We start from the raw sequence: 23,678 nt of genomic DNA, 5'->3' as shown, positions 1-23,678 counted from the left end.
TCCATTTCGTCAGCCTAACTCGGCATCCCAGCGTTCTTCCCGGAGCCGCTGTCCCCATAATAAAGTCTCGTCTTTCACTTCCGTCAGTCTGAATCCGAATTTTTCATACAAAGGCCGCGCTTCAGCCATCGTACTTACCGTCCATAGAAAAATCCGCTCAAATTGATTGTCTTTGCAATAATCGATCAGCTGCTTCAAAAGGCGCGTGCCGACTCCCTGATGCCGAAAAGCGGCGTCGACCAGAAACCATCTGAGCTGTCCGGTTTTGCCGGGATGTTTGACGAGCCCGACGCATCCCGCAAACCTTCCGGCGCTCTCCGCGATCCAGATGTTTTCGATATCGGCATCAAATGTTTCGTGAAGGTAATCCAAAAATGAATCGTCCCAGCCATGTGTCTCCGCGTAAAACGCACGCTGTTTTTCGATCATCAGTTTGATATCGTCCGATATATAGTAATCTCTTATGGAAACGTCCGATTTCTCGGGCGGCAGGTGTTCCGACAATATGCATTCAATTGTATTCATCGCCTCCGTCAGCTTTTCCTGATGGGGGCCGTCGATATGCTTCAGCATGTATTCGATTTGCTGATTGGCTTTTGTCTCCAGCTTCTTATAAATGGATTCGCCGAAGCTTGTTAAATAGATATAGTGGTTGCGGCTGTCCTCCTCGCTTCTCTTTTTATAGACCATATTTTCCTTTTCGAACCGCTTCAGGATCCGGCTGACATAGCCCCGGTCCAGGCCGAGCGTATCTTGAATCAGTTTGGCTGTACAATCGGCCGTATTGTGAATTTCGAATAATATCCGGGTTTCCGTCAATGAAAAAGGGCTGTCATAAATATGTTCATTCAGAAAACCGAGCACATTTGTGTAGAATCGATTGAACTTTCTGAATTTTAATGTGATAGAATGATTGATTTCTGTCATCTCAAAACCTCTCTCCCTATAAATCGTTGCTTTAATCAATTATAATAAAATCGTTGATTTAGTCAAGTGTATGGAAATAAAGTTAAAAATGTTAATGATAGATTATATTTTACAAATAAAGAAAGATAAATTCAATCATACAGGAAAATTCATCCACCAGGCAGGGAAGAGGGAAGAAAACAGAGTATATAATCTAACAACCTGTTTTTGAAAGCGTTTAATGTCTGTCTCCGCGTCATATGAAAACGAGGAAGAGAGGATGAAACTTTACGATGGTCAAACCGTATCCCCCGATCAGCCCGAAAGTTCCCCGACTGTTGCATGGAGCCGATTACAATCCTGATCAATGGCTTAAATATCCGGACGTTTTAAAAGAAGATATCCGCCTGATGAAGCTGTCCCGCTGCAATGTGATGTCTGTCGGCATTTTCTCCTGGGTTTCGCTCGAGCCTGAAGAAGGAAGATTTACATTTGATTGGCTCGATCAGGTTCTTGATACTTTCAAGGAAAACGGAATTTATGCGTTCTTGGCTACACCGAGCGGCGCCAGACCGGCTTGGATGTCCAAAAAGTATCCCGAGGTGCTGAGAACGGAGCGCAACAGGATCAGAAACCTTCACGGAAAGCGGCACAATCATTGCTATACGTCGCCTGTCTACCGCAGGAAAACGGCGATCATAAACGGAAAGCTTGCGGAGCGCTATGCGCATCACCCGGCTGTCATCGGCTGGCATATCTCCAATGAATACGGCGGAGAGTGTCATTGTGAACTTTGCCAAGATAAGTTCAGAGAGTGGCTGCTCGCGAAATACAAAACGCTGGACCGCCTTAACCATGCGTGGTGGACATCGTTTTGGAGCCACACCTATACAGATTGGGACGAGATCGAGTCGCCGGCTCCGCACGGCGAGGATGCCGTTCACGGTCTAAATTTGGACTGGAAGCGTTTTGGCACAGATCAGACGGTTGATTTTTGCCGGCATGAAATTGCCCATGTCCGTTCTTTTAACCCCGAATTGCCCGTGACGACGAATTTTATGGGAACGTATGCCGGATTGAATTATTGGAAGTTTGCCGATTTGCTTGATGTCATCTCGTGGGATTCTTATCCGGCATGGCACAACAGCCGGCAGGAAGACAGCCGGCTTGGAGCCGATATTGCTTTTGTTCATGACATCAATCGGTCTCTTAAAGGCGGCCGGCCGTTCATGCTGATGGAAAGTACGCCGAGCATGACGAACTGGCAGGACGTCAGCAAGCTGAAGCGCCCCGGTATGCATGAATTGTCATCATTACAGGCAGTCGCTCACGGTTCGGACACTGTTCAGTATTTTCAATGGCGGAAAAGCCGCGGCTCAAGCGAAAAATTTCACGGGGCCGTCGTGGATCATGCGGGATCAGAGCATACGCGCGTTTTCCAGGAAGTGAAAAAGCTCGGGGAAAAGCTCGAAAAACTTGAGGATGTCGCAGGAACGACAGTCGAACCCGAGGCCGCGATTATATTTGACTGGGAGAATCGCTGGGCTTTGGAAGACGCCCAAGGTCCGCGCAATATCGGTATGCATTATGAACGGACCGCCAAATCGTTTTATGAACCGTTTTGGCGTGAAGGTGTACCAGTTGATGTGATTCATATGGAGGCCGATTTCTCCCGCTATAAGCTTTTGGTTGCCCCGATGCTCTACATGCTGAAAGAAGGCACCGCCGAAAGGATTGAACAGTTCGTTCAAAACGGGGGTACATTTGTCGCCACTTATTGGTCGGGTATTGTTAATGAGGATGATCTTGTGTTCCTGGGAGGGTTTCCTGGAGGCTTAAGAAAAACGCTCGGCATTTGGTCTGAGGAGATCGATGCGCTTCATGACGGGCAGAAAAACACCATCGTGCTGGATGCAGAAAACCGGCTCGGATTAAGCGGGAGCTATGAAGCCAGCGAGCTTTGCGATCTGATTCATTTAGAAGGAGCCGAAGCGCTCGCTCTGTACGGGGAAGATTTTTACGCGGGCCGGCCGGCGCTGACGGTCAATTTGTTCGGAGACGGGAAGGCCTACTATATCGCTTCAAGGAATGAGGCGGCGTTCCAAGAGGCGTTTATATCGAGGCTCATTGAAGAGTGCGGGATTGCCAAAGTGCTCGATATAGAGCTTCCGAAAGGCGTCACCGCCCAGCTCCGCACAGACGGCCGCCACGATTATATTTTCGTGATGAATTTTACAGCGGAACACCGCACGGTCTCGCTTCCGGAAGAAACATATACGGACGTCTTAAAAGGAACCCGGAAAAAAGGCGCTCTCAAACTGCCTCCATACGGAACGAGCATTTTGCGGAGAAGCCGCAAAGCCTAGGAAGCCTCATTCTTCAGGACGGCGCTTCGTGCAACATGCAGCAGCGAGCAGGAAGATGACAGCTGAAATATACGCCAACACACCTTGATCGAAAATAAAGAGAAGCACCACATTTGATAAAACCGCCAACATGATAAACACTACAGCATAAAGATTTAGACGCAATACCATCCCTCCATTAATTGTTATCTTAACATGAAGGGATGTGAAAAATCCGCGGGAAATACCTGCGGATCCGTCCTTATTTGGCTCGGTTTTTCAGTTTTCGGGGATTGACTTGATCATCGATATCAGGTTTGTCATCCAGCGCGTCGGCGATTTTTTCCCAGGAGACAATTTTGAAGTTCTGATTGACCGGTTGTCCATTTTCCGTATTTTCGCCGTCTTGGGCGACAAAGATGCCGTATGGATATGTTTTGCCGAGGCCGAAGCCGATGACGTCGATTCCATCGGTATCGCTTGTCCCGTCGATTTCTTTGCCATTATCAATTGAAAAAGCGGTGACATAGTCATTTTTCCCGCGCCGGTCATAGATGGCATAGCGGTTATCGCCCTGACTGGATGCGATCAAATACCCTTCTCCGTCTTCTCCGTAGTAAATCGTCAGCCCTTCAATATCAGCGGTTAGATGCGGTCCGTCGGCACGATCGACGATTTTTCCTTTATCTCCGCCGACCGGCTCGGCGCTGAAAGACCAAATCGCAACATCTTCTTCGGCGATGTACATTTTGCCGTATTCATCATCTGCCGCAAGTCCTTCTGTTTGAGAGCCCATTTTGAATGAGCGGACCTTTTTGCCTTCGACTTGTCCTTTTCCGTTGTCAAACAGTTCATATTGCTCGAATTCTCCGTTCTTTCCGGTCACCATGGCGTAGAACTTGCCGGTTTTCTGGCTATGATACAGGCTGAAGCCATATACCTCCTCGATATCGGTTTGAATAGGTTTTTGAGGATTGACGATGTTCTTCAGCTTGCTTTTTTTGCCGTCAAAGGCGTAAATTTCAACCGTGTTTTTGCCGTCTGACCGGTTTGAGGCCCCGGCAATATCAATTTTTTTGCCATCGAGCGGAAAATTGTAGCGCAGATCGACATTGTTTAATTTGCCAAATGGATAGGCCGCAAGCTGTTTTCCCTTCAAATCGTAGACGATTAAGCCCGATTTTTTGTTTGTTGTGATGAGCCTGCTTTTTTCAGGCTGCTTCGGATGAACCCAAATCGCCGGGTCATCTGCCGCGTCGTCAGGGGTGTCCACCGGCGCTGTCTCTGCATCGGCAGTCACCGTGAATTCTTTGTGAGCCGCAGCTTCGTTATGGGGGAGACTGCTCCATGAGGGGGACCATAAAGATGCTGCAAGTGTTGATAAAGCGAGCGTTTTGTAAAAGTTCATATATTAAAACCTCCTTTTGATAACACTTATCCTAGCAAACCAATGAAAATTATCATTTGAGGGGATGTAAACTTTTGTTAAAAAAGACCGCCGATACTCTAGAGTGTGTAACCGCAAAGAAAACCCCCGGAATTTTTTCCGGGGGCTGCCTTTAACATCGCTATCTCTCATTGAATCGGAATGTATATATGATACGCAAGTTCGTTTAAATCCTGATCCATCGGGTAAAATTCCAATTGTGTAAAAGCGTCACAATTTAAACGAAGACCTTGATCTTTGATCCATTGATAGACTTTTTGATAAGTCACTTCAGGCCGCTCATGCTGCGGATGCCTTGTATGAGCATATGTCAGAGCGGGGGCCTGATAGCTGATCATTCCTTCCGGAAGGGTTTCGGGGAGGCTCTCCGTCTCCATTAGTATATAAAAAGTGAATTCCCCTTCGCCGTGATGATCCGATATGGCCCACATACCGCTGTCTTCTTGAACACCGACTATTTCTCCGCGCCGGTCTTTCAGCTGCTGAATGATGCCATGGAGCTTTTTCGCCCGGGCTTCTTCGAATGAAACCGTTTGTGAAAAGCCAATACCAACAAATCCGGGCTTTGCCGTCTTTTTGATCTCCATATTTTATCCTCCCATCCTGCACCGATTGGTTATTCAGTTATTCGCCGGACAAGAAGCAAATCCTTCAGAAAAGGAGTATCGGTCTGTTGCTTTTTAATTGACACCCTTCATAAATTTCTGAATTTTTGGTGACAGCAACATCAAAATGATTCCGAGCAGGATGGATACACCGCCGATGACGCCGAAGTAGGCGATCTCGGTATCAGCGCTGTAAAATCTGACGATCTGTGCGTTGATGGCCTGTGCAGAAGCGTTTGACAGGAACCACAGACTCATCGTCTGCGCTGAGAATGCCGCAGGAGCCAGCTTTGACGTTGCGGATAATCCGACTGGAGACAAGCACAATTCCCCGAGAACGACGATCAGAAAGCTGAGCACAAGCCACATTGGATTGGCAAGTGATTCAGTGCCGTTGATATAAGCAGGGAAAATCATGACGACAAATGACAGTCCGGCTAAAATCAAGCCGAGTGAAAACTTCGTCGGCGTTGACGGCTGACGGTTGCCGAGCCTCATCCAAATCCATGCGAAAACCGGTGCAAGCACAACGATGAACAACGGATTCAGCGACTGGAACCAAGATGAGTGCAATTGGACACCTAAAAATTCTAAATGAGTGCGTTTATCTGCATAGGTGGCTAAAATATTGGCGCCTTGTTCCTGAATTGCCCAAAACATCATCGATGCGACAAACAGCGGAATGTAAGCTGTGAGACGGGAACGTTCATCACTCGTCGTTTTGGAGCTTTTAAACATGACGATGAAATAAATCAGCGGGATCAAAATACCGAGACAGCTGACGATCATCGTAAACAGCTTGATTGTCATCCAGCCCATAAAGGCGGAATAGCCAAAGATGGCAGCGATCACCAAAACACCGATTCCAATCCGTCCGAACACCATTTTTCTTTCAGCGGGTGTCAGCGGATTCGGTACCGTTCTTCCGGCAGGTCCGAGGTTTTTCTTGCGTGTCGCCAAATAGGTCAGCAGTCCGAACAGCATGCCGATGGCAGCAAGGCTGAAGCCGAGATGGTAGTTGTATGTCTGGCCGACTGTGCCGACGATAATCGGCGCGAGAAATCCGCCAAGGTTGATCCCCATATAGAAGATGCTGAAACCTGAATCGCGGCGGGTGTCTTCAGGGCTGTATAACTCGCCGACAACGCTTGATACGTTTGGTTTTAAAAGGCCTGTTCCAATGATGATCAAGAACATGCTGATGAAAAACGCGGGGACGCTTCCCGGGAATGACAAAAGAATGTGTCCGAACATAATGAGCACGCCGCCGTAAAACACGGTGTTTGCCGTTCCGAGGAGCCTGTCCGCTATCCAGCCTCCGATGATGCCGGACATATAGACGAGGGAACCGTATACGGCCATAATCGAGTTCGCTGTGGTTTGATCAAACCCGAGGCCGCCTTTTGTCACCTCTGTATACAAATAGTAGATAAGGATGGCTCTCATACCGTAGTATGAAAAACGCTCCCAAAATTCAGTGAAGAATAAAGTGAAGAGTCCGCGGGGATGTCCAAAAAACCCCTTTTGCGGAATGTTTTGAAAAGTTTCTTTTTGATGGTTTGACATTCGCAATACTCCTTCTCTTTCTATGTCTATTATAAAAATCATATTCTTATATAATGTTCGTGTCAATACACCTTCAATCGATTTGAATGTATGATCGATGATGCAACAAGTTGTGAAGCGCTTTACAAGCGGATAGTAAAAAGTTTTGGAAAAAAATTCGGATGAAAAGATTTTTTAATAAAATTTTATCTATCTCATGTACAAGCGGATTTTACTAGATTGGCATATATATATCGGGAACCGTTTTACAAAAGGAGGCTGAAAACAGCGTGCAGCAGCAACCTGAGGAAATGAGAATGACAGTGGTTGACGCGACAAAGTTCGGTGCTGTCGGCGATGGCAAAACAGACTCCACAAATGCAATCAACGAATGTTTGGCATGGACAAAGTCGATGGGATACAACACGGTATGGATACCGAACGGCACGTACCTGATTGACGGGACGAAAAACGGCGACCAGCGTGCTCCGTTTCGCGGCGCCGGCATCAATGTTCCGGGCAATATTGAAATTTTGATGGACGCGGAGGCCGTCATCAAGGTAAAACCGAACAGCTCATGGGGATACGCTGCTTTTTATATAGGCGGAACATCCAATGTGAAAATATCCGGAGGCAGCATCATTGGGGAAAGGGGTGAACACACATATACACCGGCGCCGAGACCGACCCATGAATGGGGATTTGGAATTTGTATTGAAGGGGCGTCAAATGTCGTCATTGATCATGTGAGAATAGCCGATTTTACAGGAGACGGAATCATTATCAGCAACGGAGGAGACGGCTATAAGCCGTCGGAGCGTATTAAGGTAACCGATTGTGAAATCAGGCGCTCCAGAAGAAATAATTTGTCAATCACAGGGTGCGACAATGTTCTTATTGAAGGATGCGAAATTGCAGATGCGGGGACAGGCAATGGAACGGCTCCCCGTTTTGGCATTGATATAGAAGGCTACGGTGAAGGAGACATCGTCTATGAAGAACCCGTCAATGTCATCATCCGAAACAACGTGTTAAAAGGCAATGTCAACAATGCCATTTCCAATTTCAACGGGACTTCTGTCATCATCGAAGGCAATATCGCAGACGGCACCATTTCATACGGATACGGGACGAGTACGACGATTGCAAACAATATCATCAAGAAAAACCCCGAATCCACCGGACAGGGCATCGGAATTAACGGCCTCGGTGTAGGGGCTTTGGAAGCAAGAAGCGATGCCGTTATCAAGGGGAATTTGATTTCCGGTTTTTCGACAGGCATCGATATCCGCGGAAAAAGCGTTTTTGCCACGGGAAATCAAATCCGTGATTTTGTAAATGCCGGAATTCTTGCTTATCAAGCGTCGCAAATCTTTATTGAAGGGAATGATATCGAAAACGACGTGCCTGAGCAAAGGTCCGGCACCGCTCTCAGCATCATGCAATCAGACAATGTAACGTTTTCCGGCAATCAGATCGCAAATGTCGTTCTTGCGGTCAGGAGCACAGGCAATGACGTCCAAATAAAGGATAACGTCATCAAGCAATTCTCCAGAGGCATCTGGATATCACAAGGAAATGCTGTGATAGAAGGAAACTTTATTTCGCCGGCCGGCTTTCAAACGGTGCCGGAGTCATATGCTGTCTCCGTCACAAATACGGCTTCGGCAGTCATTCGGCAAAACACCTTCACCCGTTTCAGAAACTTTCCAATATACTGCTCGACAAATCAGCATACAAAAATAATCGGAAACGACATCGAAGATTCACCGCTGATCGTCACGATGTATCTCACCCGTGGAACACACGAGATTATCGGCAATACGATCACGCTCAGCAGGCCGTCCTTGCCGGCTATCCTCATTTATCTTGACCAATCGTCGGACTCGGCGATCCTCAACAACACACTCCGCAGCAATACGGCCGCAAGGATAACGGCAATTCAAACCAATACGTCAAGACAAACCCTGATCATCGGCAATACGATTGTCAAAGGAATGATCCATTCCCACGAGACAGATACGGTTAATAGAAATATCGAAGTTTAGGCTCCCTTTTGATAGGGAGCCTTTTATGTCCTTTTTTTCTTCTTGCGGAAGTTCGCCGAGGCTTCGAGAAAAATGATAAATAAAAATAAAAGGATCATGATCCACTCGCCCACTTCTAAGATGGCAAACGTCAGGGAGTTTGATACGGCCCTTTGCAAGGTCATGCCTTGAAATACATCAAGCATGACAGCAAAAGTCTCTAAGGAAACAAATAATAAAAGCCCGATTCCGATCAGTTTCAACTTTTCACCACTCTCCGTTCCCCGTTATTTTTTCTCTTTTCATAAAGCACTATTCCCCCGGGAATAGTATAAATGTGCTTTCGTAAGGAAAAATATGAAAAACGAAAAGGGGATTCTGACAGCCATGCCATTCTTTTTTAAAGGTCGTCATCAAAAAGATAACAAACAAGAATCTCTTATGAGCGGAGCTAAAAACCCGGAAACCGTAAATGTATCCGGGTTTGTGCGCCCATTGCTTGCCGAAAACCTGAGCGTGATTAAAGAAACGACCGGAAACAGCGCGGATATTGTCATCCGCAAATTAAAAACGGGCGCTGACGAGAAAATCGAAATAGCCGTCGTTTATGTCGGCGGCATTACAGATGAGAAAGCGATTCACGACTTTTTGCTGGAATCGATCATGAGCTCTGAAGAATTAGCGAAAAAGGAGTACGGACGGGATGTTCTCGAGACGATTGCAAGTGATGCCGTCGCGCTGGGCGGTGTCGAAAAAGAAAAGCGATTGGACAAGATGCTTGAATCTTTGATGGCAGGGGATACGATCATTTTGGCCGAGGGGACGGAAACAGCGGTTATTACGACCACGAAAGGCGGGGAAAAGCGTTCGATCAAGGAGCCTGAAAATCAGCAGGCATTCCGCGGTTCACGTGAGGGATTTATCGAATCTCTCGACACGAATATTTCTTTGGTGCGCCGAATCATTAAAAACCCGAATCTTTGGGTTGAAAAAATGACGATGGGAAGCGTCACAAAAACCGATGTGGCGATCATGTATATCAACGGAGTGTGCGACCCGAAAACGGTGAAAGAAGTCAAAAAAAGGATGGCTGGCATTGAGATCGACAGCATCCTTGAATCGGGATATATTGAACAGTTTATCGAAGACGCTGTATTTACGACCTTTCCAACGGTATATCATACCGAAAGGCCGGACATGGTCGCAGGGAATCTGCTTGAAGGAAGGATCGCCATCTTTGTTGACGGTACACCGTTTGTCCTGCTTGTCCCTGCCGTTTTTATTCAATTTTTTCAATCTGTTGAGGATTACTATTCACGCTTTGACATTGCGACGTTCATCCGCTTTTTACGCGTGTTGATCTTTTTTATTTCGCTTATTGCGCCTGCCGTCTACGTTGGTGCGACGACGTTTCACCAGGAAATGATCCCGACGGAGCTTTTGATCGTAATTGCCGCGCAGCGTGAAATCGTGCCGTTCCCGGCTGTGGTGGAAGCGCTGATCATGGAAATTTCGTTTGAAATTTTGCGAGAGGCGGGCATCCGGCTTCCGAAAGCGATAGGTTCTGCCGTTTCGATTGTGGGAGCGATCGTCATTGGACAGGCGGCGGTTCAGGCGGGGATTGTGTCGCCGGCGATGGTCATCGTCGTAGCGATCACAGCGATTTCAAGTTTTGCCACACCTTCCTTCGCCATGGCGATATCCGCGCGGCTGGTTCGGTTTTTCTTCATATTAGCCGCGGCGACAACGGGTTTCTACGGTATTATTCTTGGACTGATCATTATGTTTGTCCATTTAAGCAGCCTCCGTTCATTCGGTGTTCCATATATGACTCCTTTTGCGCCGTTTATTTTGAAAAACTGGGGCGACTCCATCATTCGTTTGCCTTGGTGGACACATGAGAAGCGGCCTGAACTGATCGGCAATGACAATAAGGTGCGCCAAGGAGAATACCAGAAACCCGAGCCTCCGGATTCAGGCGATATGAAGACAAAACAAGAAGATGGTGATCCAAATGAAACGAAGCCTTAAGATTGTGCTCCTGCTGGCCGCCATTGTTCTTCTTCAAGGATGCTGGGATAAAAGAGAGCTGACAGATTTGCTGCTGATCACTGCCATCGGTATTGATAAAGGTAAAGATACAGATTACGAATTGAGCTATCAGATCGTCAATCCGATCAATGTGACAGGCGGCCTTCAAGGCGGACAGGGAGGAGACAGGCCGCCGGTTTCAAGCTATTCTGTGACGGGCAACAATCTGACGGAAATGAGCAGGCACGCGTCGGCGAAAATGTCGCGGGAAATTTATTACTCCCACACGAACCTCGTGGTTGTTGATGAAAAACTCGCCAAGAAAGAAGGCTTGATTAAAATTCTTGATGTTCTTGACCGGGATACCGATTTTCGTTCAACGTCGACGATTATTATTTCCCGCGGCCAAAAAGCGAAAACATTCATCCGGACGCTGACGCCGATCGATAAGATCCCGTCAAATAAAGTAAACAAGACACTGCAATTTACTGAAGAGCATTTGGGAGAACATATGAAGACGAGCGTACAGGATGTCATCAAGTGCTTGACATCGAAGTCAAAGCACCCGATTATTTCTTCTTTTAAAGTAACCGGAAACAAGGAGAAGGGTGAAAAGATGGAAAACGTGCAGTCTACATCTCCTGAGGCAATAGTCGAAGCGGACGGGCTGGCAGTCATTAAAGAGGGCAAGCTCGTCAACTGGCTTGAAGGCAAAACCGCGCGAGGCGTTTTATGGCTGCGCAATAAAATCAGCAGAACGTATTTGACAACTACATTGAATCACGAAAAAGATGCCGTCACATTTGACGTCATCCGCCAAAAAACAAAAATCAGATCTCATCTTAAAAACGGCAAGCCGGCGATTTCGGTTGACGTCGACATGGAAGGGGACATCGGCGAAACCACTGTGCCGATTCACCTTGATGATCCAAAAGTGCTGAGCGACATCGAAAGGAGGCTGGCAAAGGAACTGAAAAATGAATTGCAGCATACGATTGATGTTGCTAAGCGAAACAAGACGGATGTTCTGCAATTCGGTGATATTGTGTATCGCAACCACCCGAAAGTGTGGAAAAAGGTGGAGGGTGAGTGGAGCAACCGGTACTTTCCTGACACAGATGTCGACATTACGGTTAACGCATATGTAAGGAGAACGGGTTTAAGGAACAACCCGAACATTTTGAATCATCACGAAGGGCGTTCTTGAATGAAAGAGAGAGGAGGGCTTTAAATGGAGAAAGCAAAAATCAGTGCTTCACAGCTGTTCGTGCTGATTGTTCTGTTTGAACTCAGCAGCTCTCTGCTGATTTTTCCGGGACAATCTGCAGAACAGGACGCCTGGATCGCGATCTTGTTCGGAACAGCCGGGGGACTGGCTTTGTTTATGATGCACCACTTTTTCTACCAAGTGAATCCTGATGCCTCTCCATATGAAACGCTGATGAATATTTTTGGAAAACCGGTTGGCTGGGGCCTGACGTTTATCTACATTGTTTATTATTGTTATATTGCGGCAAGGGTACTGCGCGATTTTGGCGAAATGCTGCTGACATCGGCTTATCCGAACACGCCGATTATCTTCGCGAATGGATTGTTGATTGCAGTTTGTATTTTTACCGTGAGGAAAGGAATCGAGGTCCTGGCCCGTTCAGGCGAGCTGCTGTTTGGCATCATGTTTTGGCTTGCTGTCACGGGCCTCATCTTAATTGTTTCGTCAGGCTTGATTAAACCGAAAGAGCTTTTGCCCATTCTCGGAAACGGCCCCGGTCCGATGCTCCATGCCGTGTTCACGCAAACACTGTATTTTCCGTTTGGTGAAATTATCGTCTTTACATTGATCCTGCCGTATTTAAAAGAAAAGAAACAGGCGAAAAAAGCGGGGCTGTTGGGAATCGCCATCAGTGGCATCATCCTGGCTTTTAATGTGGCATTGAACATCAGCGTGCTTGGCGTCGACCTCAATATGAGGTCGCGCTTCCCATTGCTGAGTACGATCCAGACGATTCAAGTAGCCGAATTTCTGGACAGGCTTGATGTATTTTTCATGCTCGTGTTGGTAATTGGCGGTTTTTTTAAAATGAGCATTTTCATGTATGCCGTAACCGAAGGCGTGACCGTCTTATTCAAGATTAAAAACCCCTCCAAAATTGTTCATGTCATCGGCATCGTGATTTTGATTTTATCTGTCTCCATTGCCAGCAACATTTCGGAGCATGTTAAAGAAGGAATCGAGTTTGTTCCTTTATATGTCCATTTGCCGATGCAGGTGATCCTTCCCGCTTTTATTTGCCTAGTCGCTTATGCGAAAATGAAAAAAAATAAAAAAAAGGCCGTGTAATGGATTGACCCCGCCCTTAGGGCACCCTTTAACATGACAGACGAGGTGAAGTTTGATGCTTTATACGGTAAAAGAAGTGGCCGGGTTGGCGAATATCACGATCAAAACGCTATACCACTACCATAAAATCGGCCTTTTATGCCCCGCGGAGGTGACGGATGCCGGCTACCGCCTTTACGGGGTAAAAGAGCTGGAACGGCTGCAGCATATCTTGTTTTATCGGGAGCTCGAATTTCCGCTCAAGGAAATTAAACAAATACTGGACGGCGAAGCTGATCGGTTGACGATTTTATCTGAGCAGAAACGTCTTTTTACTGCCCGTTTGGACAGGATAAAACAGCTGATTTCTACAATCGATCTCTCGATTCAGCAGGCCGGGAAAGGAGAAGCAATGGATCAATCAAGCATGTTTAAAGGGTTTTCAAGCAGCAGGGAATGGGAGGATGCACTCACCGAACAGAACCGCTATTTGAAGGAGGCATATGACGTCGACTTGCTGAAAGGAGAACCGGTCATCGCGGAAGAAATGAATGAAAAAGCTGAAGAGGCGGCCCGTTTTATGGATGGAATGGCCGAAGCGCTCAGAGATGGAGTCAAACACGACCATGAACAAGTAAAGACCGCCATTAAACGGCACCTCAAGTTTTTGGGGATCACGCCCGGCGATTTTCAGACGCAGACACGCTTCTTTATCGAAGATGATTTTCATCGCGGGATGCTTGAAAATCAGCAAACGGGCCTCTCGTATTATTTGGCGGCGGCTGCAGAAGCTTTTGCTTCATAATAAAAGAAGGGGAACGGCTCATGCCGTTCCTCTTAGCGTGTCGACAAACCCTCGCATTCGTTGTCAGGCCTGCTAAGTCGGTACTCACGAATAGGTGAAGGATCGGCGGCTAACCGTCCAGGCGTCCTGCCTGAACGCCGCCGTCACCACATCCTGTGAAAGTCGCTCCGATTCTCGGCCTTCCTAGACTGCAAGGGTTGCGGGTCACGCTGAGCTTAAAGGATGATCAAATCCCAAAACAAAAAGCTGTTTTGGGATTTGGTCAACAATCTGAAGGGGAACGGCTCATGCCGTTCCTCTTATCCTGCTGATCTGCGGTTTTTGACGGTAAAGCCGCCCCTTGAAAGCCGGATGTTGACATCGGATACCTTTGCGATCTGTTCGTCATGGGTGACCATGATGACACATTTGTTTTCTTGGTGGGCAAGGTTTTGGAAGAGCCGGACGATGTCCTTTGATGTATTTTCATCCAAGTTGCCGGTCGGTTCATCGGCGACGATTAAGTCCGTGTCACAGCAGAACGCTCTGATGATGGAGACACGCTGCTGCTGGCCGCCGCTTAATGTCAATACTTTCTGTCTGGCCTGCTTTTCGCCGATGCCGACTTTTTCAAGCATCTCCAAAGCGTATTGTTCTTTATTTTTGACCTGAGATCCTGTAATTTCCATGGCCGATGTGATATTTTGGAGAGCCGTCATATACGGCAGCAGGTTATAGGACTGAAAGACGATCGATACATATTGATTGCGGAAGCTGGTCAGCCCGATTTTTGAAATGTTTTCTCCTTTATACAGGATGTCTCCCACTTTTGGTACATCAAGTCCGCCTGCCAGCGATAAAAAGGTCGTTTTGCCGGAACCGGAAGTCCCGACAATCGTATACAAGAGCCCTTGGCTGAATTGAATGCTGATCTCTTCGAAAAGAGGCTGATCCTGATTTTTATACCAATAGCCGACATTCTGAAATTCTAAAATAGTGCCCATGATCTTCACTTCTTTCTATTCTTGTTTTGTTAAAATCGTTTTCGGATGGAGCCTTAAAACAGATATTGACGGAAGGAGCGTCGCGAACAGCGCGATTAAAAGGCCGATGCCGCCGAGTGCCATCAAGTCCCCGAAGGATACTTGGATGTCGAGCTGATCAATGGCTGAGACTTGAGCCGTCCTTTGCCCGAAGAAGCCTCCGCCGCTTGGCCCTATCATTCCGCCTGCGGACTGGCTAGTTGACGTTTGTTCGATTTGCTGGCTCAAGAGCTGGTTCCCGATTTGCCCGGCAATCAGGCTGCCGGTTAATGCTGAGATGCCGATGGCAAGCACTGCGATCATTAAGATTTCGGTCAAAAACTGTCCGACGAGTTTCCAGCGTTTTTCACCGATCGCCATCAGAACGCCCATTTCGTATTTTCTTTCTCTGATTGACATCATGACGATCAGTCCGAGGATCACCGCTCCGGCGATTGTGACGAGATAGACGACATTTTTCGAGAAGGATGCGACATTTTCAATCGGGCCGACCATCTGCTGGTACAACTGATCATTGGCATCCAATGTGAATGTATCCAAATCAATGCCTGTTTTCTTGGCAGCCGCAATGAAAGCGTCGATATTTGAGGCGTCGTCCATATTGTAGACCGCTTCATCAATCGCGTTTTGATAATCGTCGCCTTTTAAGGCCGATGCCGCCGTATATGGTGTGTAGATTTTGTTATAAGGGTTTAAAAAGGCAAAGTTTTGCGCTTGATTATCACCGGATGAAGTCGTTTGATAGATTCCGACGATTTTTAATTTGATTGTTGTAGCTTCATCGCTGCTCGCTTTGACTTTGATCGTATCGCCGACCTTCAGATCGTTTTCTTCGGCAAGCGTTTCTTCAATCACGGCGACTTTTTTATTCACATCATCCTTTGTTAAATCGCGGCCTTCCGTGATCTTGGACGTCCCGTCGGAAAATTCGTCGACAAGGGCTGTGCTAGTCACACCTTCGATTGATACGTCTGCCTGCATCATTTGCCGGCCGCCCTGTTCATTGCCGCCCGGTCCGGCCGGCTGCTCGCTGTTTGAGTCCGTTGAATTCTCGTCACCGCTTTCGATCGGATCGAAATTGTCCGCTAAAGCAGACGTTGAGGAGATGTAGTTATAGCTTTTGACATAATCAAGGCTCGCAAGCTTCTCGGCTGATTTGACAGAAACGGGGGTCGATTCAAACCTTTTCAGTTCTCCTGATTCCTGCTGTTCTTTCATCATTTTTTCCCTGTCAACTTTGAGCGTGACGCTGCCTCCAAGCTGTTCCCTTGCCAGTTCGCTCGATTTCACTGCCGCCGACTGGATCGTAATTCCTGTCAGCACGAGCACGCAAATCATCGTGATAACAAACAATTGTAAAAGTGTTTTTCCTTTTTTCGCTTTCATGCTCCAAAAGGCTCGTTTGAAAAAATTCATAACGTGTGATTCCTCCGTATCTATTTCATTTATTATGATTGCGAAGTCAAATGGCAGCAGGACTTTTGCCTTATGCTTAATTTCATCTTAGCCGCTACTTATGAATAAATTATGACCAAACTGTTGCCAGTCCTTTAAATGTTCAGAATGGAATTGAGAAATGGTTGAGCCCTGTGTAAAATGAATCTAACGTTTGTCTAGCGGAGGCATATTGACGATGAAAATATTAATGATCGAGGATAATTTAAGCGTATGTACAATGACAGAAATGTTTTTTGCAAAAGAAGGATTTGAAACAGAGTTCGTCCATGACGGACTTGAAGGATATAACCGTTTTAAATCGGATGATTGGGATTTGCTGATCATCGATATCATGCTGCCGTCGATGGACGGAGTCACGATCTGCAAAAAGGTCAGAGAAGAGAGCACGGTTCCGATTATTATGCTGACGGCAAAGGATACGGAATCAGATCAGGTGCTCGGTTTTGAGCTCGGGGCTGATGATTATGTGACAAAGCCGTTCAGCCCTTTGGCGCTTGTGGCGAGAATCAAAGCGGTGAGCCGGAGGTATCAAAGCGCCGGCCGGCAGGATTCTGCTGACAGCGACACGCTTGAAACGGAACATTTTAAAATCAATAAAAAAACGAGAGAAGTGTTTTTGGATGGCGTTCAAATTCAAAATTTGACGCCTAAGGAGTTCGATTTATTGTATTACCTGGTACAAAGTCCAAAACAGGTTTTCTCAAGGGAGCAGCTGCTTGAGCAGGTTTGGGGATATCAATTCTACGGAGACGAGCGGACCGTTGATGTTCATATTAAAAGGCTGAGAAAAAAGCTTGGCAGCGACTCGCGGCCGTTTCTTTATACCGTATGGGGAGTAGGGTACAAGTTCGATGAAGATTAAGTATCTCTATCAGCTGCTGGCCAGTCACATCAGTATATTAATTATGGCTTTTCTCATTACCGGGGCGCTGTTTTCCCACTTTGTCAAAGACTTTGCATACGAGAGCAAAGTCGATGAGCTGTCTTCTTACGGCTACCGCATCATGGGCGAAATGGAGATGCGGCCAAAAGGCGCGCCGGCCATTATGAAGCCGTTTGAAGAAATTTTGCGAAGCAGGAAGATCAGCTTCTTTCTTTTTAATGAAAAGAAAGAGGTCTTGATGACGCCGGCCGATTTGCGGCCGCGAAAACTGCTGCTCAGTGATGAAGAATGGAAAGAGCTGAAAGATGGAAAGGCCGTTGTCGTCAAAACCGACTTTAACCGTTTTAATGAGGAAGTATCGGTTGTGGCGCTGCCCAATATCGTCAACAATGAATTTCAGGGAGGCATTCTGCTGACCGCTCCGATCAGCGGGACCGAGGAAATGATCAGCGACATGAACCGCTTTATGCTCTTTACGGCGGCGGGTGTTATCTTAGTCGCTATTTTTTTAAGCTGGCTGACGTCCAAATTCCATGTCGCCCGCATTCAGAAGCTCCGCGACGCAACGAAAAAAGTCGCCACCGGAGATTATGACATCCATATCGAAAACCGCAATAAGGATGAAATCGGTGATTTGGGAGACGATTTTAACATTATGGCCCGCAAGTTAAAAAGCTCAAGCGAAGAAATCGACCGGCTTGAAAAGCGGAGACGGCAGTTTATCACTGACGTCTCACATGAGCTGAAGACGCCGCTGACGACGATCAGCGGTTTAGTGGAAGGGATGAACAGCCAGACGATACCCGAAGAACAGCAGGATAAATGTATGAAGCTGATTACGGAGGAGACAAAAAGGCTGATTCGCCTCGTCAACGAAAACCTTGATTATGAAAAAATCCGCTCCAACCAGATTACACTGCAAAAGCTGCATTATCCGCTGATCGAAGTGTTTGAAATCATTAAAGAGCAGCTGGCGCTTCAGGCTGAGGAGAAACAGAATCAGCTGATCATCGATGTGGAGGATCATGTGATGGTCAATGCTGATTACGACCGGCTCATCCAGATACTCGTCAATATTACGAAGAACAGCATTCAATTCACAACGAATGGAACCGTTTGGCTGAGAGGCCGGGAAGACTACAAGGAGACGGTGATCGAAATAGAGGATACCGGAATCGGCATTGATGAAAAGGATATTGAAAACATTTGGGATCGTTTTTATAAAGCAGATTTATCACGGACGAATACCCCTTACGGAGAATACGGGCTGGGGCTGTCGATCGTCAGACAGCTCGTCTCCTTACACAACGGTACGGTAGAAATTGAAAGCGAGAAAAACAAAGGAACAAAATTTATCATCCGTCTGCCGCTGACAGCGAGAGATGATGATGAATAGAAACCCGCCAGACATCGTCTGGCGGGTTTTTGTTAATCTAATGTCTGTTCTTACTGGTGAAAATAAGATATTGATCTCTATATTGTTATTTGTACTAGAGGTATAGGAGGAAGAGGTGTCCTTTCGATGCCTTATGTATAGTCTGTCTCCGAACTACTCTTAACATGAAACAGGCCTTGAAATAAAAGAAGTATCTTACTTAACCCATTTTTATGATTTGGCCTATAACTATATCATTCTGGACTTGTATTTCTCACAGTTAATAGCCTTAGAGAATCAAAAAAGAAGCTGGAGTTTTTAAAGACCCGTATAAAAAAATATACTTTTTGAATTATATATGAATTTAAGGAAGAAAAGAAAGGTATTTAAAATAATTGTAGAATTATGTAAATGAGTTGGCCAACTCATATTTAATTTGAAAATTTTAGGGGTGATTATCATGAAAAAGTTTATTGTAACTGTAATATCTTTAATAATGATCCTAGGATTAATTGTTATGGAGCCTAGCTTAATTAATGCTAAAGAGAAACAAGAAGGGGAGCAATTAAAACCAATTGAAAAGTTAAATAAAGAGTTGAAAAAGAAAGGAAAAAAAGAAATAACTGAAAAAAAATACTTTGAACTGGCTAATAAGGCTTTAGAAGAGGCCAGGATTAAAGTGAATAAACAACTCGAAACAGGTAAAACAGAGATCAGTGTCGAAGAAAATATTGGTGAAGAAGATTTATATGGAAGTGTTATACTTGAAACCCAAGAGCTTAATTCAATTTCAACCAAGGATTTCACTACACAAGCTAATAAAAAGAAAAATTACTCTCATCGAATTACTATGAAGGGTTTTGCATATCAATTTACTATGAGAACCTTTGGTACATTCACCTATGGCAAAAACAAAAAAGGAAATGCTGTAGTAAAAGGGTATTCTTATCAATGTGATGCACAAACAGGTTGGCCCTATAGCGCCTCTGATAGTGTTAAGGCTTACAAGATAGATCCTAGTTATATTAAAGTAGTGAGTAAAGGCACATTCACAGCTCTTTTTCAAGCAGTAAAATATCATGGCTATATTGATATTGGCTTATATGGTTCAGGGACATACAGGGTTTTAAGAGCGAAATTCGATTATTAATTAGAACTAAATATGAAAGGTCTTGAGAACTCAAGGCCTTTCGATATTATTTTTATGGAGGGATTTAATAAAATGTTAATACTTGAAACAATTATAGGTTATGGCTGTTTTCTAGTTGTTAATGTTATTTATGATACATATATAAGAAAGCTTAAATCTCCTTTTGTTTCTATAGCTATAGTTTCTTTAATTCAAACAATAATTGCATTGGGTATATACTTCGCTTTTTGATACGGCCATAATTTAAAATTAAATTTATATTACTTTCTAAAAAGTTACTCATTGTCTGACTTGTGCTAGTTCTCCGCATAAGACTACAAAGTTGCGGGACAAGTGCAAGCTGAAAGGATGTAACTTATATCTTAAGCTAAAAATCATTTTGGGATATGAGTCACTATCAGTAGAAACCCGCCAGACATCGTCTGGCGGGTTTTTGTTAATCTTTAATTTTGAATTTCTGGATCAGGTGCTGCAGCTCTTCGGCGTTTTGCGCGAGGATCTGTGATGCGGCGGCGATTTCTTCCATTGAAGCAAGCTGTTCCTGGGTTGCCGCACTAACTGTTTGCGTGCTTCCCGCTGCTGTTTCGGCAACTTCTTTGACGCCGGAAATGGCGGTTTCGATTTCGCTTGCGCCGGCTGTCAGGTTTTTCACCAAGTTTGTCACGTCATTGATCTGGGTGACGACCTCCGTAATCGAGTTTTCGATTTTTTGGAAAGCGCCTCCCGCTTCATGAACGACGACAAGTCCTTCTTTGACTTCGCCGGTTGCCGAAATGACCGAGTTCATCGTCTGCTTCGTATCGTTTTGAATGATCGTAATCAATCTTGTAATCTGTTCTGCTGAGCGGGCCGATTGCTCAGCTAATTTCCTGACTTCATCCGCGACGACGGCAAAGCCTTTTCCTTGTTCTCCCGCACGGGCCGCTTCAATGGCCGCGTTTAAAGCAAGCAGGTTCGTTTGTTCGGCGATGCTCGTAATCACTTCGGTAATATTTCCGATCTCATTGGAACGCTCTGTTAAATGTTTAAATGCTTCTGAGAGAGAGACGACCGTTTCATTAATAGACTTCATTTGAGTGCTCACTTTATCAATGGCTTTCGTGCCTTCAAGCGACATCATCGCCGTCTGGTCAGCGGTGGCGGCCGCTTTTTCGGCATTTGAAGAAATTCTTCCGGCAAACTCGGTCATTCCCGTAATAACGGTTCTGCTGTTTTCAACGCTTTCCACCTGCTGATCGGAGCCTACTGCAAGCTCCTGGATCGTTGTTGAGATGTACTCGCTCGCCTTTGTGCTTTCATCCGCGCTGGCGCTCAGCTCTTGCGATGAAGAAGCAACTTGGTGCGACGTTTCGCCGACCGTTTCAATGATCGAACGGACGCCTGCTACCATTTTGTTAAATGATGATGTCAGCAATCCCAATTCATCTTTCGATTGATATGTTCCTTTGACAGTAAAATCGCCTTGCTCGGTTTCTGCGAACAGCGCCTGAATGTCTTTGATCGGCTTTGTAATCAGCCTTGTCATTAAGAGGCCGATCGAGATGGATAAAACAAGTGCTGCAGCAATGACAATGATGAGAAGCGTGATGATTGAACCGGCTTCTTTAGAATCCCGCTGATAGATCGTTTTGGCGTTATCAGCATTTAATGTTTGAATGTCCTCAATGAGCTGGTTGACCGTTTCTCTTTGAGGCTCCATCTCTTTTAGATAGACATCATATGCTTTATCATTTTCGTTCTTCACCGCCAAGCTGAGCATCTCGCTGCTGATATCTTGCAATTTCTTGTATTCGGTTTTGAAATTCTCGTATTTTTCAGAGACGTTGTCCATTAATTTCAGCTGATCGATTTTTTCCATTAAGGTGCTGTTTTCTTCGTTTTTTTCCTTAATGTGTTTTTGCAATGTTTCATTTCGATCATTGTCTTTCGTCACCATCAATTCGAATTTGTACGTATCAATATCAAGGTTGTTCGCTTTTAATTTTGCAAACAACTGGTTGGGAACCAATTGATCTTGATAGATGACCTCTGAACCTTTGGAAAGCTTGCTCAGCCCGCCTATCCCCTGGATGCCGACAATCGACAAAGCCAGTGCTGAAATGATAATGATGACAAATAGTTTGCTTCTGATTTTTATATTTCTCAACAGATTCATATGGTGTTCTCCCATCAACTTATTTACTTTACATATCGGCTTTCAAAACAGTTTTGTGAATGAGTTTAAGGCAGGCAATTTTAGGGAAGGGGATATTTTCTGACAACAAAAAAACCCCATAAAAAAAGGGGTTTTTTAAACGAGAACTTTTGCGAAAAATTCCTGGTATAACGCGCGGACCGCTTGTTTTTCCTGAGCTTCTTTAACGCCGAACATCATGCTGACTTCCGAGGAGCCCTGGTTGATCATTTCGATATTGACGCGGGCATCAGACAATGCTTTTGACGCTCTTGCCGTCGTTCCGACGTTATGGCGCATGGCTTCGCCGACGACCATAATCAGGGCGATATTGTGTTCAATCGTCACTTCATCGGCATCGAGTTCTTCCTTGATCCGTTTGATCATCCGCTTTTCCGCTGCTTGATCCATTTGATCCTGCCTTAAAATGATCGTAATATCATCAATGCCGGACGGAATGTGTTCATACGTCAGCCCGTCATCTTCAAGGATTTGCAGAACGCGGCGTCCGAAGCCGATTTCGCGGTTCATTAAATATTTGCTGATGTAAATGCTGCAAAATCCGCTGTCGCTGGCGATCCCGACGACAGGTCCGTTCGTGTTGTCGCGTGTGGCGACAACTCTTGTCCCCTCCGCGTCCGGATTGTTTGTATTTTTGATCTGAACCGGTATGCGCGCCCGGAAAGCAGGGATCAATGCTTCATCATGAAAGACGGAAAAGCCGGCATACGACAGCTCCCTCATTTCCCGGTAAGTCAGCTCGCGGATTTCTTTCGGGTTGGATACAATCGCCGGGTTGACAGAATAAACGGCGTCAACGTCAGTGAAGTTTTCATACAACTCGGCTTTCAATCCATTTGCTAAAATGGAACCCGTAATGTCAGAGCCGCTTCGCGAAAACGTCATGACTTCGCCTTCCCGGCTGAATCCGAAGAAGCCGGGAAAGATGATGATGCCCTTTTGCTGTCTCAGCTGAAACAGATTGTCATACGATTCGGGCAGGACTTGTGCGTTGCCCGGTTCGCTCGTCACAAACAGCCCGGCGTCTTTTGGACTGACATAATGCGCTTCAACTCCCCGGTGCTTGAAGTAAGCCGCTACCAATTTGGCATTGTTATCTTCGCCGCTTGCTTTGACCGCATCGATAAACCGTTCCGGATTTGTTTTATCACCTTCGAGCAGCTGAAGCAGGTCGGCCCGGATCCGGTCGATCACACCATCGTCAAGTCCGAGCTCTAGCGCGATATCGGCATACCGTCCGACAATCGCCTCAACCAGGCCGGGCGCTTTTTTTAATAATAAGTACTGTTCGGCGCATTCGATTAACAGGTCCGTTACTTTCGTATCCTCGGGGTGCCGTTTTCCGGGTGCTGATACAACGACGGCCTTCCTTTCCGGATCAGAAGTGACAATTTGAAATACTTTCTCCAGCTGAGCCCCTGACGCGAGCGAGCTGCCCCCAAATTTAACGACTTTCATTTGTTACATCTCCTAAAGTTTAAATTTTCGAAATAAATTTAAATTTAATTATTGCGCTTTTTACAAGAAGAATCAAGGTTTTTCTTTCAGGAATGAACAAATGTATTTTT

19 protein-coding genes and 1 pseudogene are annotated in these 23,678 nt (G+C 45.8%); 9 read left to right on the top strand and 11 right to left on the bottom strand.

What is annotated here, in order from left to right:
• Positions 1 to 9: 9 nt before the first annotated feature.
• Entirely contained in the window at positions 10 to 927 is a 918-nt protein-coding gene (locus tag MST20_RS16415; protein ID WP_035337227.1) for a bifunctional helix-turn-helix transcriptional regulator/GNAT family N-acetyltransferase, read from the bottom strand.
• Between the two features lie 272 nt (positions 928 to 1,199).
• Between MST20_RS16415 and MST20_RS16410 the strand changes: the two genes are divergently transcribed.
• Positions 1,200 to 3,272, top strand: a complete 2,073-nt coding sequence (locus tag MST20_RS16410; protein WP_243943533.1) for a beta-galactosidase — start codon at positions 1,200 to 1,202, stop codon at positions 3,270 to 3,272.
• A 6-nt stretch (positions 3,273 to 3,278) separates the two neighbouring features.
• Here MST20_RS16410 and MST20_RS16405 read toward each other — a convergent pair whose 3' ends face one another.
• The 4 genes from MST20_RS16405 to MST20_RS16390 all read right to left on the bottom strand — a co-directional run bounded on the left by MST20_RS16405 (position 3,279) and on the right by MST20_RS16390 (position 6,869).
• Positions 3,279 to 3,437: a hypothetical protein gene (locus tag MST20_RS16405; protein WP_023855642.1), complete on the bottom strand. Its 159-nt coding sequence runs from the start codon at positions 3,435 to 3,437 to the stop codon at positions 3,279 to 3,281.
• Between the two features lie 76 nt (positions 3,438 to 3,513).
• The gene (locus MST20_RS16400; RefSeq protein WP_243943531.1) at positions 3,514 to 4,659 is read right to left on the bottom strand and encodes a phytase; all 1,146 of its coding nucleotides are present in this window, start codon (positions 4,657 to 4,659) and stop codon (positions 3,514 to 3,516) included.
• A gap of 167 nt (positions 4,660 to 4,826) precedes the next feature.
• On the bottom strand, positions 4,827 to 5,285 hold the full coding sequence (locus tag MST20_RS16395) for a GyrI-like domain-containing protein (RefSeq protein WP_243943529.1): 459 nt from the start codon (positions 5,283 to 5,285) through the stop codon (positions 4,827 to 4,829).
• A gap of 93 nt (positions 5,286 to 5,378) precedes the next feature.
• Positions 5,379 to 6,869 (bottom strand): peptide MFS transporter, encoded by a 1,491-nt coding sequence (locus tag MST20_RS16390; RefSeq protein ID WP_243943527.1) that lies wholly within the window; start codon positions 6,867 to 6,869, stop codon positions 5,379 to 5,381.
• Positions 6,870 to 7,159: 290 nt separating this feature from the next.
• On the opposite strand from MST20_RS16390, the gene MST20_RS16385 reads away from it, so the two are divergent.
• Positions 7,160 to 8,896, top strand: coding sequence for a right-handed parallel beta-helix repeat-containing protein (locus MST20_RS16385; RefSeq protein ID WP_243943875.1), 1,737 nt, complete (start codon positions 7,160 to 7,162; stop codon positions 8,894 to 8,896).
• Positions 8,897 to 8,919: 23 nt separating this feature from the next.
• On the opposite strand, the gene MST20_RS16380 is transcribed toward MST20_RS16385, so the two are convergent.
• Entirely contained in the window at positions 8,920 to 9,138 is a 219-nt protein-coding gene (locus MST20_RS16380; RefSeq protein ID WP_243943525.1) for a YczF family membrane protein, read from the bottom strand.
• Between the two features lie 124 nt (positions 9,139 to 9,262).
• Between MST20_RS16380 and MST20_RS16375 the strand changes: the two genes are divergently transcribed.
• The 4 genes from MST20_RS16375 to MST20_RS16360 are packed head-to-tail and all read left to right on the top strand — an operon-like array spanning position 9,263 to position 14,028.
• On the top strand, positions 9,263 to 10,906 hold the full coding sequence (locus MST20_RS16375; protein WP_243943873.1) for a spore germination protein: 1,644 nt from the start codon (positions 9,263 to 9,265) through the stop codon (positions 10,904 to 10,906).
• On the top strand, positions 10,890 to 12,113 hold the full coding sequence (locus MST20_RS16370; protein ID WP_243943524.1) for a Ger(x)C family spore germination protein: 1,224 nt from the start codon (positions 10,890 to 10,892) through the stop codon (positions 12,111 to 12,113). The genes MST20_RS16375 and MST20_RS16370 overlap by 17 nt, the downstream gene beginning before the upstream one ends.
• A 24-nt stretch (positions 12,114 to 12,137) precedes the next feature.
• Positions 12,138 to 13,244 (top strand): GerAB/ArcD/ProY family transporter, encoded by a 1,107-nt coding sequence (locus MST20_RS16365; protein WP_243943522.1) that lies wholly within the window; start codon positions 12,138 to 12,140, stop codon positions 13,242 to 13,244.
• 55 nt (positions 13,245 to 13,299) lie between these two features.
• The gene (locus MST20_RS16360; RefSeq protein WP_243943520.1) at positions 13,300 to 14,028 is read left to right on the top strand and encodes a MerR family transcriptional regulator; all 729 of its coding nucleotides are present in this window, start codon (positions 13,300 to 13,302) and stop codon (positions 14,026 to 14,028) included.
• A gap of 299 nt (positions 14,029 to 14,327) precedes the next feature.
• On the opposite strand, the gene MST20_RS16355 is transcribed toward MST20_RS16360, so the two are convergent.
• Together MST20_RS16355 and MST20_RS16350 are read right to left on the bottom strand one after the other, a co-directional pair.
• Positions 14,328 to 15,011, bottom strand: a complete 684-nt coding sequence (locus tag MST20_RS16355; RefSeq protein WP_243943518.1) for an ABC transporter ATP-binding protein — start codon at positions 15,009 to 15,011, stop codon at positions 14,328 to 14,330.
• A gap of 15 nt (positions 15,012 to 15,026) precedes the next feature.
• Positions 15,027 to 16,466 (bottom strand): ABC transporter permease, encoded by a 1,440-nt coding sequence (locus tag MST20_RS16350; RefSeq protein WP_243943516.1) that lies wholly within the window; start codon positions 16,464 to 16,466, stop codon positions 15,027 to 15,029.
• 217 nt (positions 16,467 to 16,683) lie between these two features.
• Here MST20_RS16350 and MST20_RS16345 point away from each other — a divergent pair, with 217 nt between their 5' ends.
• From MST20_RS16345 to MST20_RS16335, 3 genes are all read left to right on the top strand, one after another.
• On the top strand, positions 16,684 to 17,370 hold the full coding sequence (locus tag MST20_RS16345; RefSeq protein ID WP_243943514.1) for a response regulator transcription factor: 687 nt from the start codon (positions 16,684 to 16,686) through the stop codon (positions 17,368 to 17,370).
• The gene (locus MST20_RS16340; protein WP_243943513.1) at positions 17,360 to 18,787 is read left to right on the top strand and encodes a sensor histidine kinase; all 1,428 of its coding nucleotides are present in this window, start codon (positions 17,360 to 17,362) and stop codon (positions 18,785 to 18,787) included. Before MST20_RS16345 ends, MST20_RS16340 begins: the two co-directional genes overlap by 11 nt.
• Positions 18,788 to 19,226: 439 nt before the next feature.
• Complete coding sequence (locus tag MST20_RS16335) at positions 19,227 to 19,916, top strand: hypothetical protein (RefSeq protein ID WP_243943511.1); 690 nt, start codon at positions 19,227 to 19,229, stop codon at positions 19,914 to 19,916.
• A 436-nt stretch (positions 19,917 to 20,352) separates the two neighbouring features.
• Here MST20_RS16335 and MST20_RS21425 read toward each other — a convergent pair whose 3' ends face one another.
• The 3 genes and pseudogenes from MST20_RS21425 to MST20_RS16325 form a co-directional block, all read right to left on the bottom strand.
• Complete coding sequence (locus tag MST20_RS21425) at positions 20,353 to 21,306, bottom strand: methyl-accepting chemotaxis protein (RefSeq protein ID WP_481747921.1); 954 nt, start codon at positions 21,304 to 21,306, stop codon at positions 20,353 to 20,355.
• Positions 21,304 to 22,071: pseudogene (locus tag MST20_RS21420) on the bottom strand (MCP four helix bundle domain-containing protein); the annotation flags it as partial. The pseudogene MST20_RS21420 and the gene MST20_RS21425, both read right to left, overlap by 3 nt.
• A 135-nt stretch (positions 22,072 to 22,206) precedes the next feature.
• Positions 22,207 to 23,568: an aspartate kinase gene (locus tag MST20_RS16325; RefSeq protein WP_243943507.1), complete on the bottom strand. Its 1,362-nt coding sequence runs from the start codon at positions 23,566 to 23,568 to the stop codon at positions 22,207 to 22,209.
• Positions 23,569 to 23,678: the final 110 nt, after the last annotated feature.

It is taken from the genome of Bacillus sp. B19-2 (assembly GCF_022832475.1).
Lineage (GTDB): Bacteria > Bacillota > Bacilli > Bacillales > Bacillaceae > Bacillus > Bacillus paralicheniformis.
Note: the sequence above shows the minus strand (reverse complement) of the source record. Positions and strands in the feature narration are given on the sequence as shown.

Bases quoted from the DNA above. Each gene is read 5' to 3' on its own strand.
- MST20_RS16390 (WP_243943527.1), bottom strand. From the start codon at position 6,869: ATGTCAAACCATCAAAAAGAAACTTTTCAAAACATTCCGCAAAAGGGG.
- MST20_RS21425 (WP_481747921.1), bottom strand. From the start codon at position 21,306: ATGGTAGCAGGCGTCCGTTCGATCATTGAAACGGTCGGCGAAACGTCG.
- MST20_RS16370 (WP_243943524.1), top strand. From the start codon at position 10,890: ATGAAACGAAGCCTTAAGATTGTGCTCCTGCTGGCCGCCATTGTTCTT.
- MST20_RS16415 (WP_035337227.1), bottom strand. From the start codon at position 927: ATGACAGAAATCAATCATTCTATCACATTAAAATTCAGAAAGTTCAAT.
- MST20_RS16365 (WP_243943522.1), top strand. From the start codon at position 12,138: ATGGAGAAAGCAAAAATCAGTGCTTCACAGCTGTTCGTGCTGATTGTT.
- MST20_RS16340 (WP_243943513.1), top strand. From the start codon at position 17,360: ATGAAGATTAAGTATCTCTATCAGCTGCTGGCCAGTCACATCAGTATA.
- MST20_RS16360 (WP_243943520.1), top strand. From the start codon at position 13,300: ATGCTTTATACGGTAAAAGAAGTGGCCGGGTTGGCGAATATCACGATC.
- MST20_RS16385 (WP_243943875.1), top strand. From the start codon at position 7,160: ATGAGAATGACAGTGGTTGACGCGACAAAGTTCGGTGCTGTCGGCGAT.
- MST20_RS16400 (WP_243943531.1), bottom strand. From the start codon at position 4,659: ATGAACTTTTACAAAACGCTCGCTTTATCAACACTTGCAGCATCTTTA.
- MST20_RS16335 (WP_243943511.1), top strand. From the start codon at position 19,227: ATGAAAAAGTTTATTGTAACTGTAATATCTTTAATAATGATCCTAGGA.
- MST20_RS16375 (WP_243943873.1), top strand. From the start codon at position 9,263: ATGCCATTCTTTTTTAAAGGTCGTCATCAAAAAGATAACAAACAAGAA.
- MST20_RS16355 (WP_243943518.1), bottom strand. From the start codon at position 15,011: ATGGGCACTATTTTAGAATTTCAGAATGTCGGCTATTGGTATAAAAAT.
- MST20_RS16350 (WP_243943516.1), bottom strand. From the start codon at position 16,466: ATGAATTTTTTCAAACGAGCCTTTTGGAGCATGAAAGCGAAAAAAGGA.
- MST20_RS16410 (WP_243943533.1), top strand. From the start codon at position 1,200: ATGGTCAAACCGTATCCCCCGATCAGCCCGAAAGTTCCCCGACTGTTG.
- MST20_RS16395 (WP_243943529.1), bottom strand. From the start codon at position 5,285: ATGGAGATCAAAAAGACGGCAAAGCCCGGATTTGTTGGTATTGGCTTT.
- MST20_RS16325 (WP_243943507.1), bottom strand. From the start codon at position 23,568: ATGAAAGTCGTTAAATTTGGGGGCAGCTCGCTCGCGTCAGGGGCTCAG.
- MST20_RS16345 (WP_243943514.1), top strand. From the start codon at position 16,684: ATGAAAATATTAATGATCGAGGATAATTTAAGCGTATGTACAATGACA.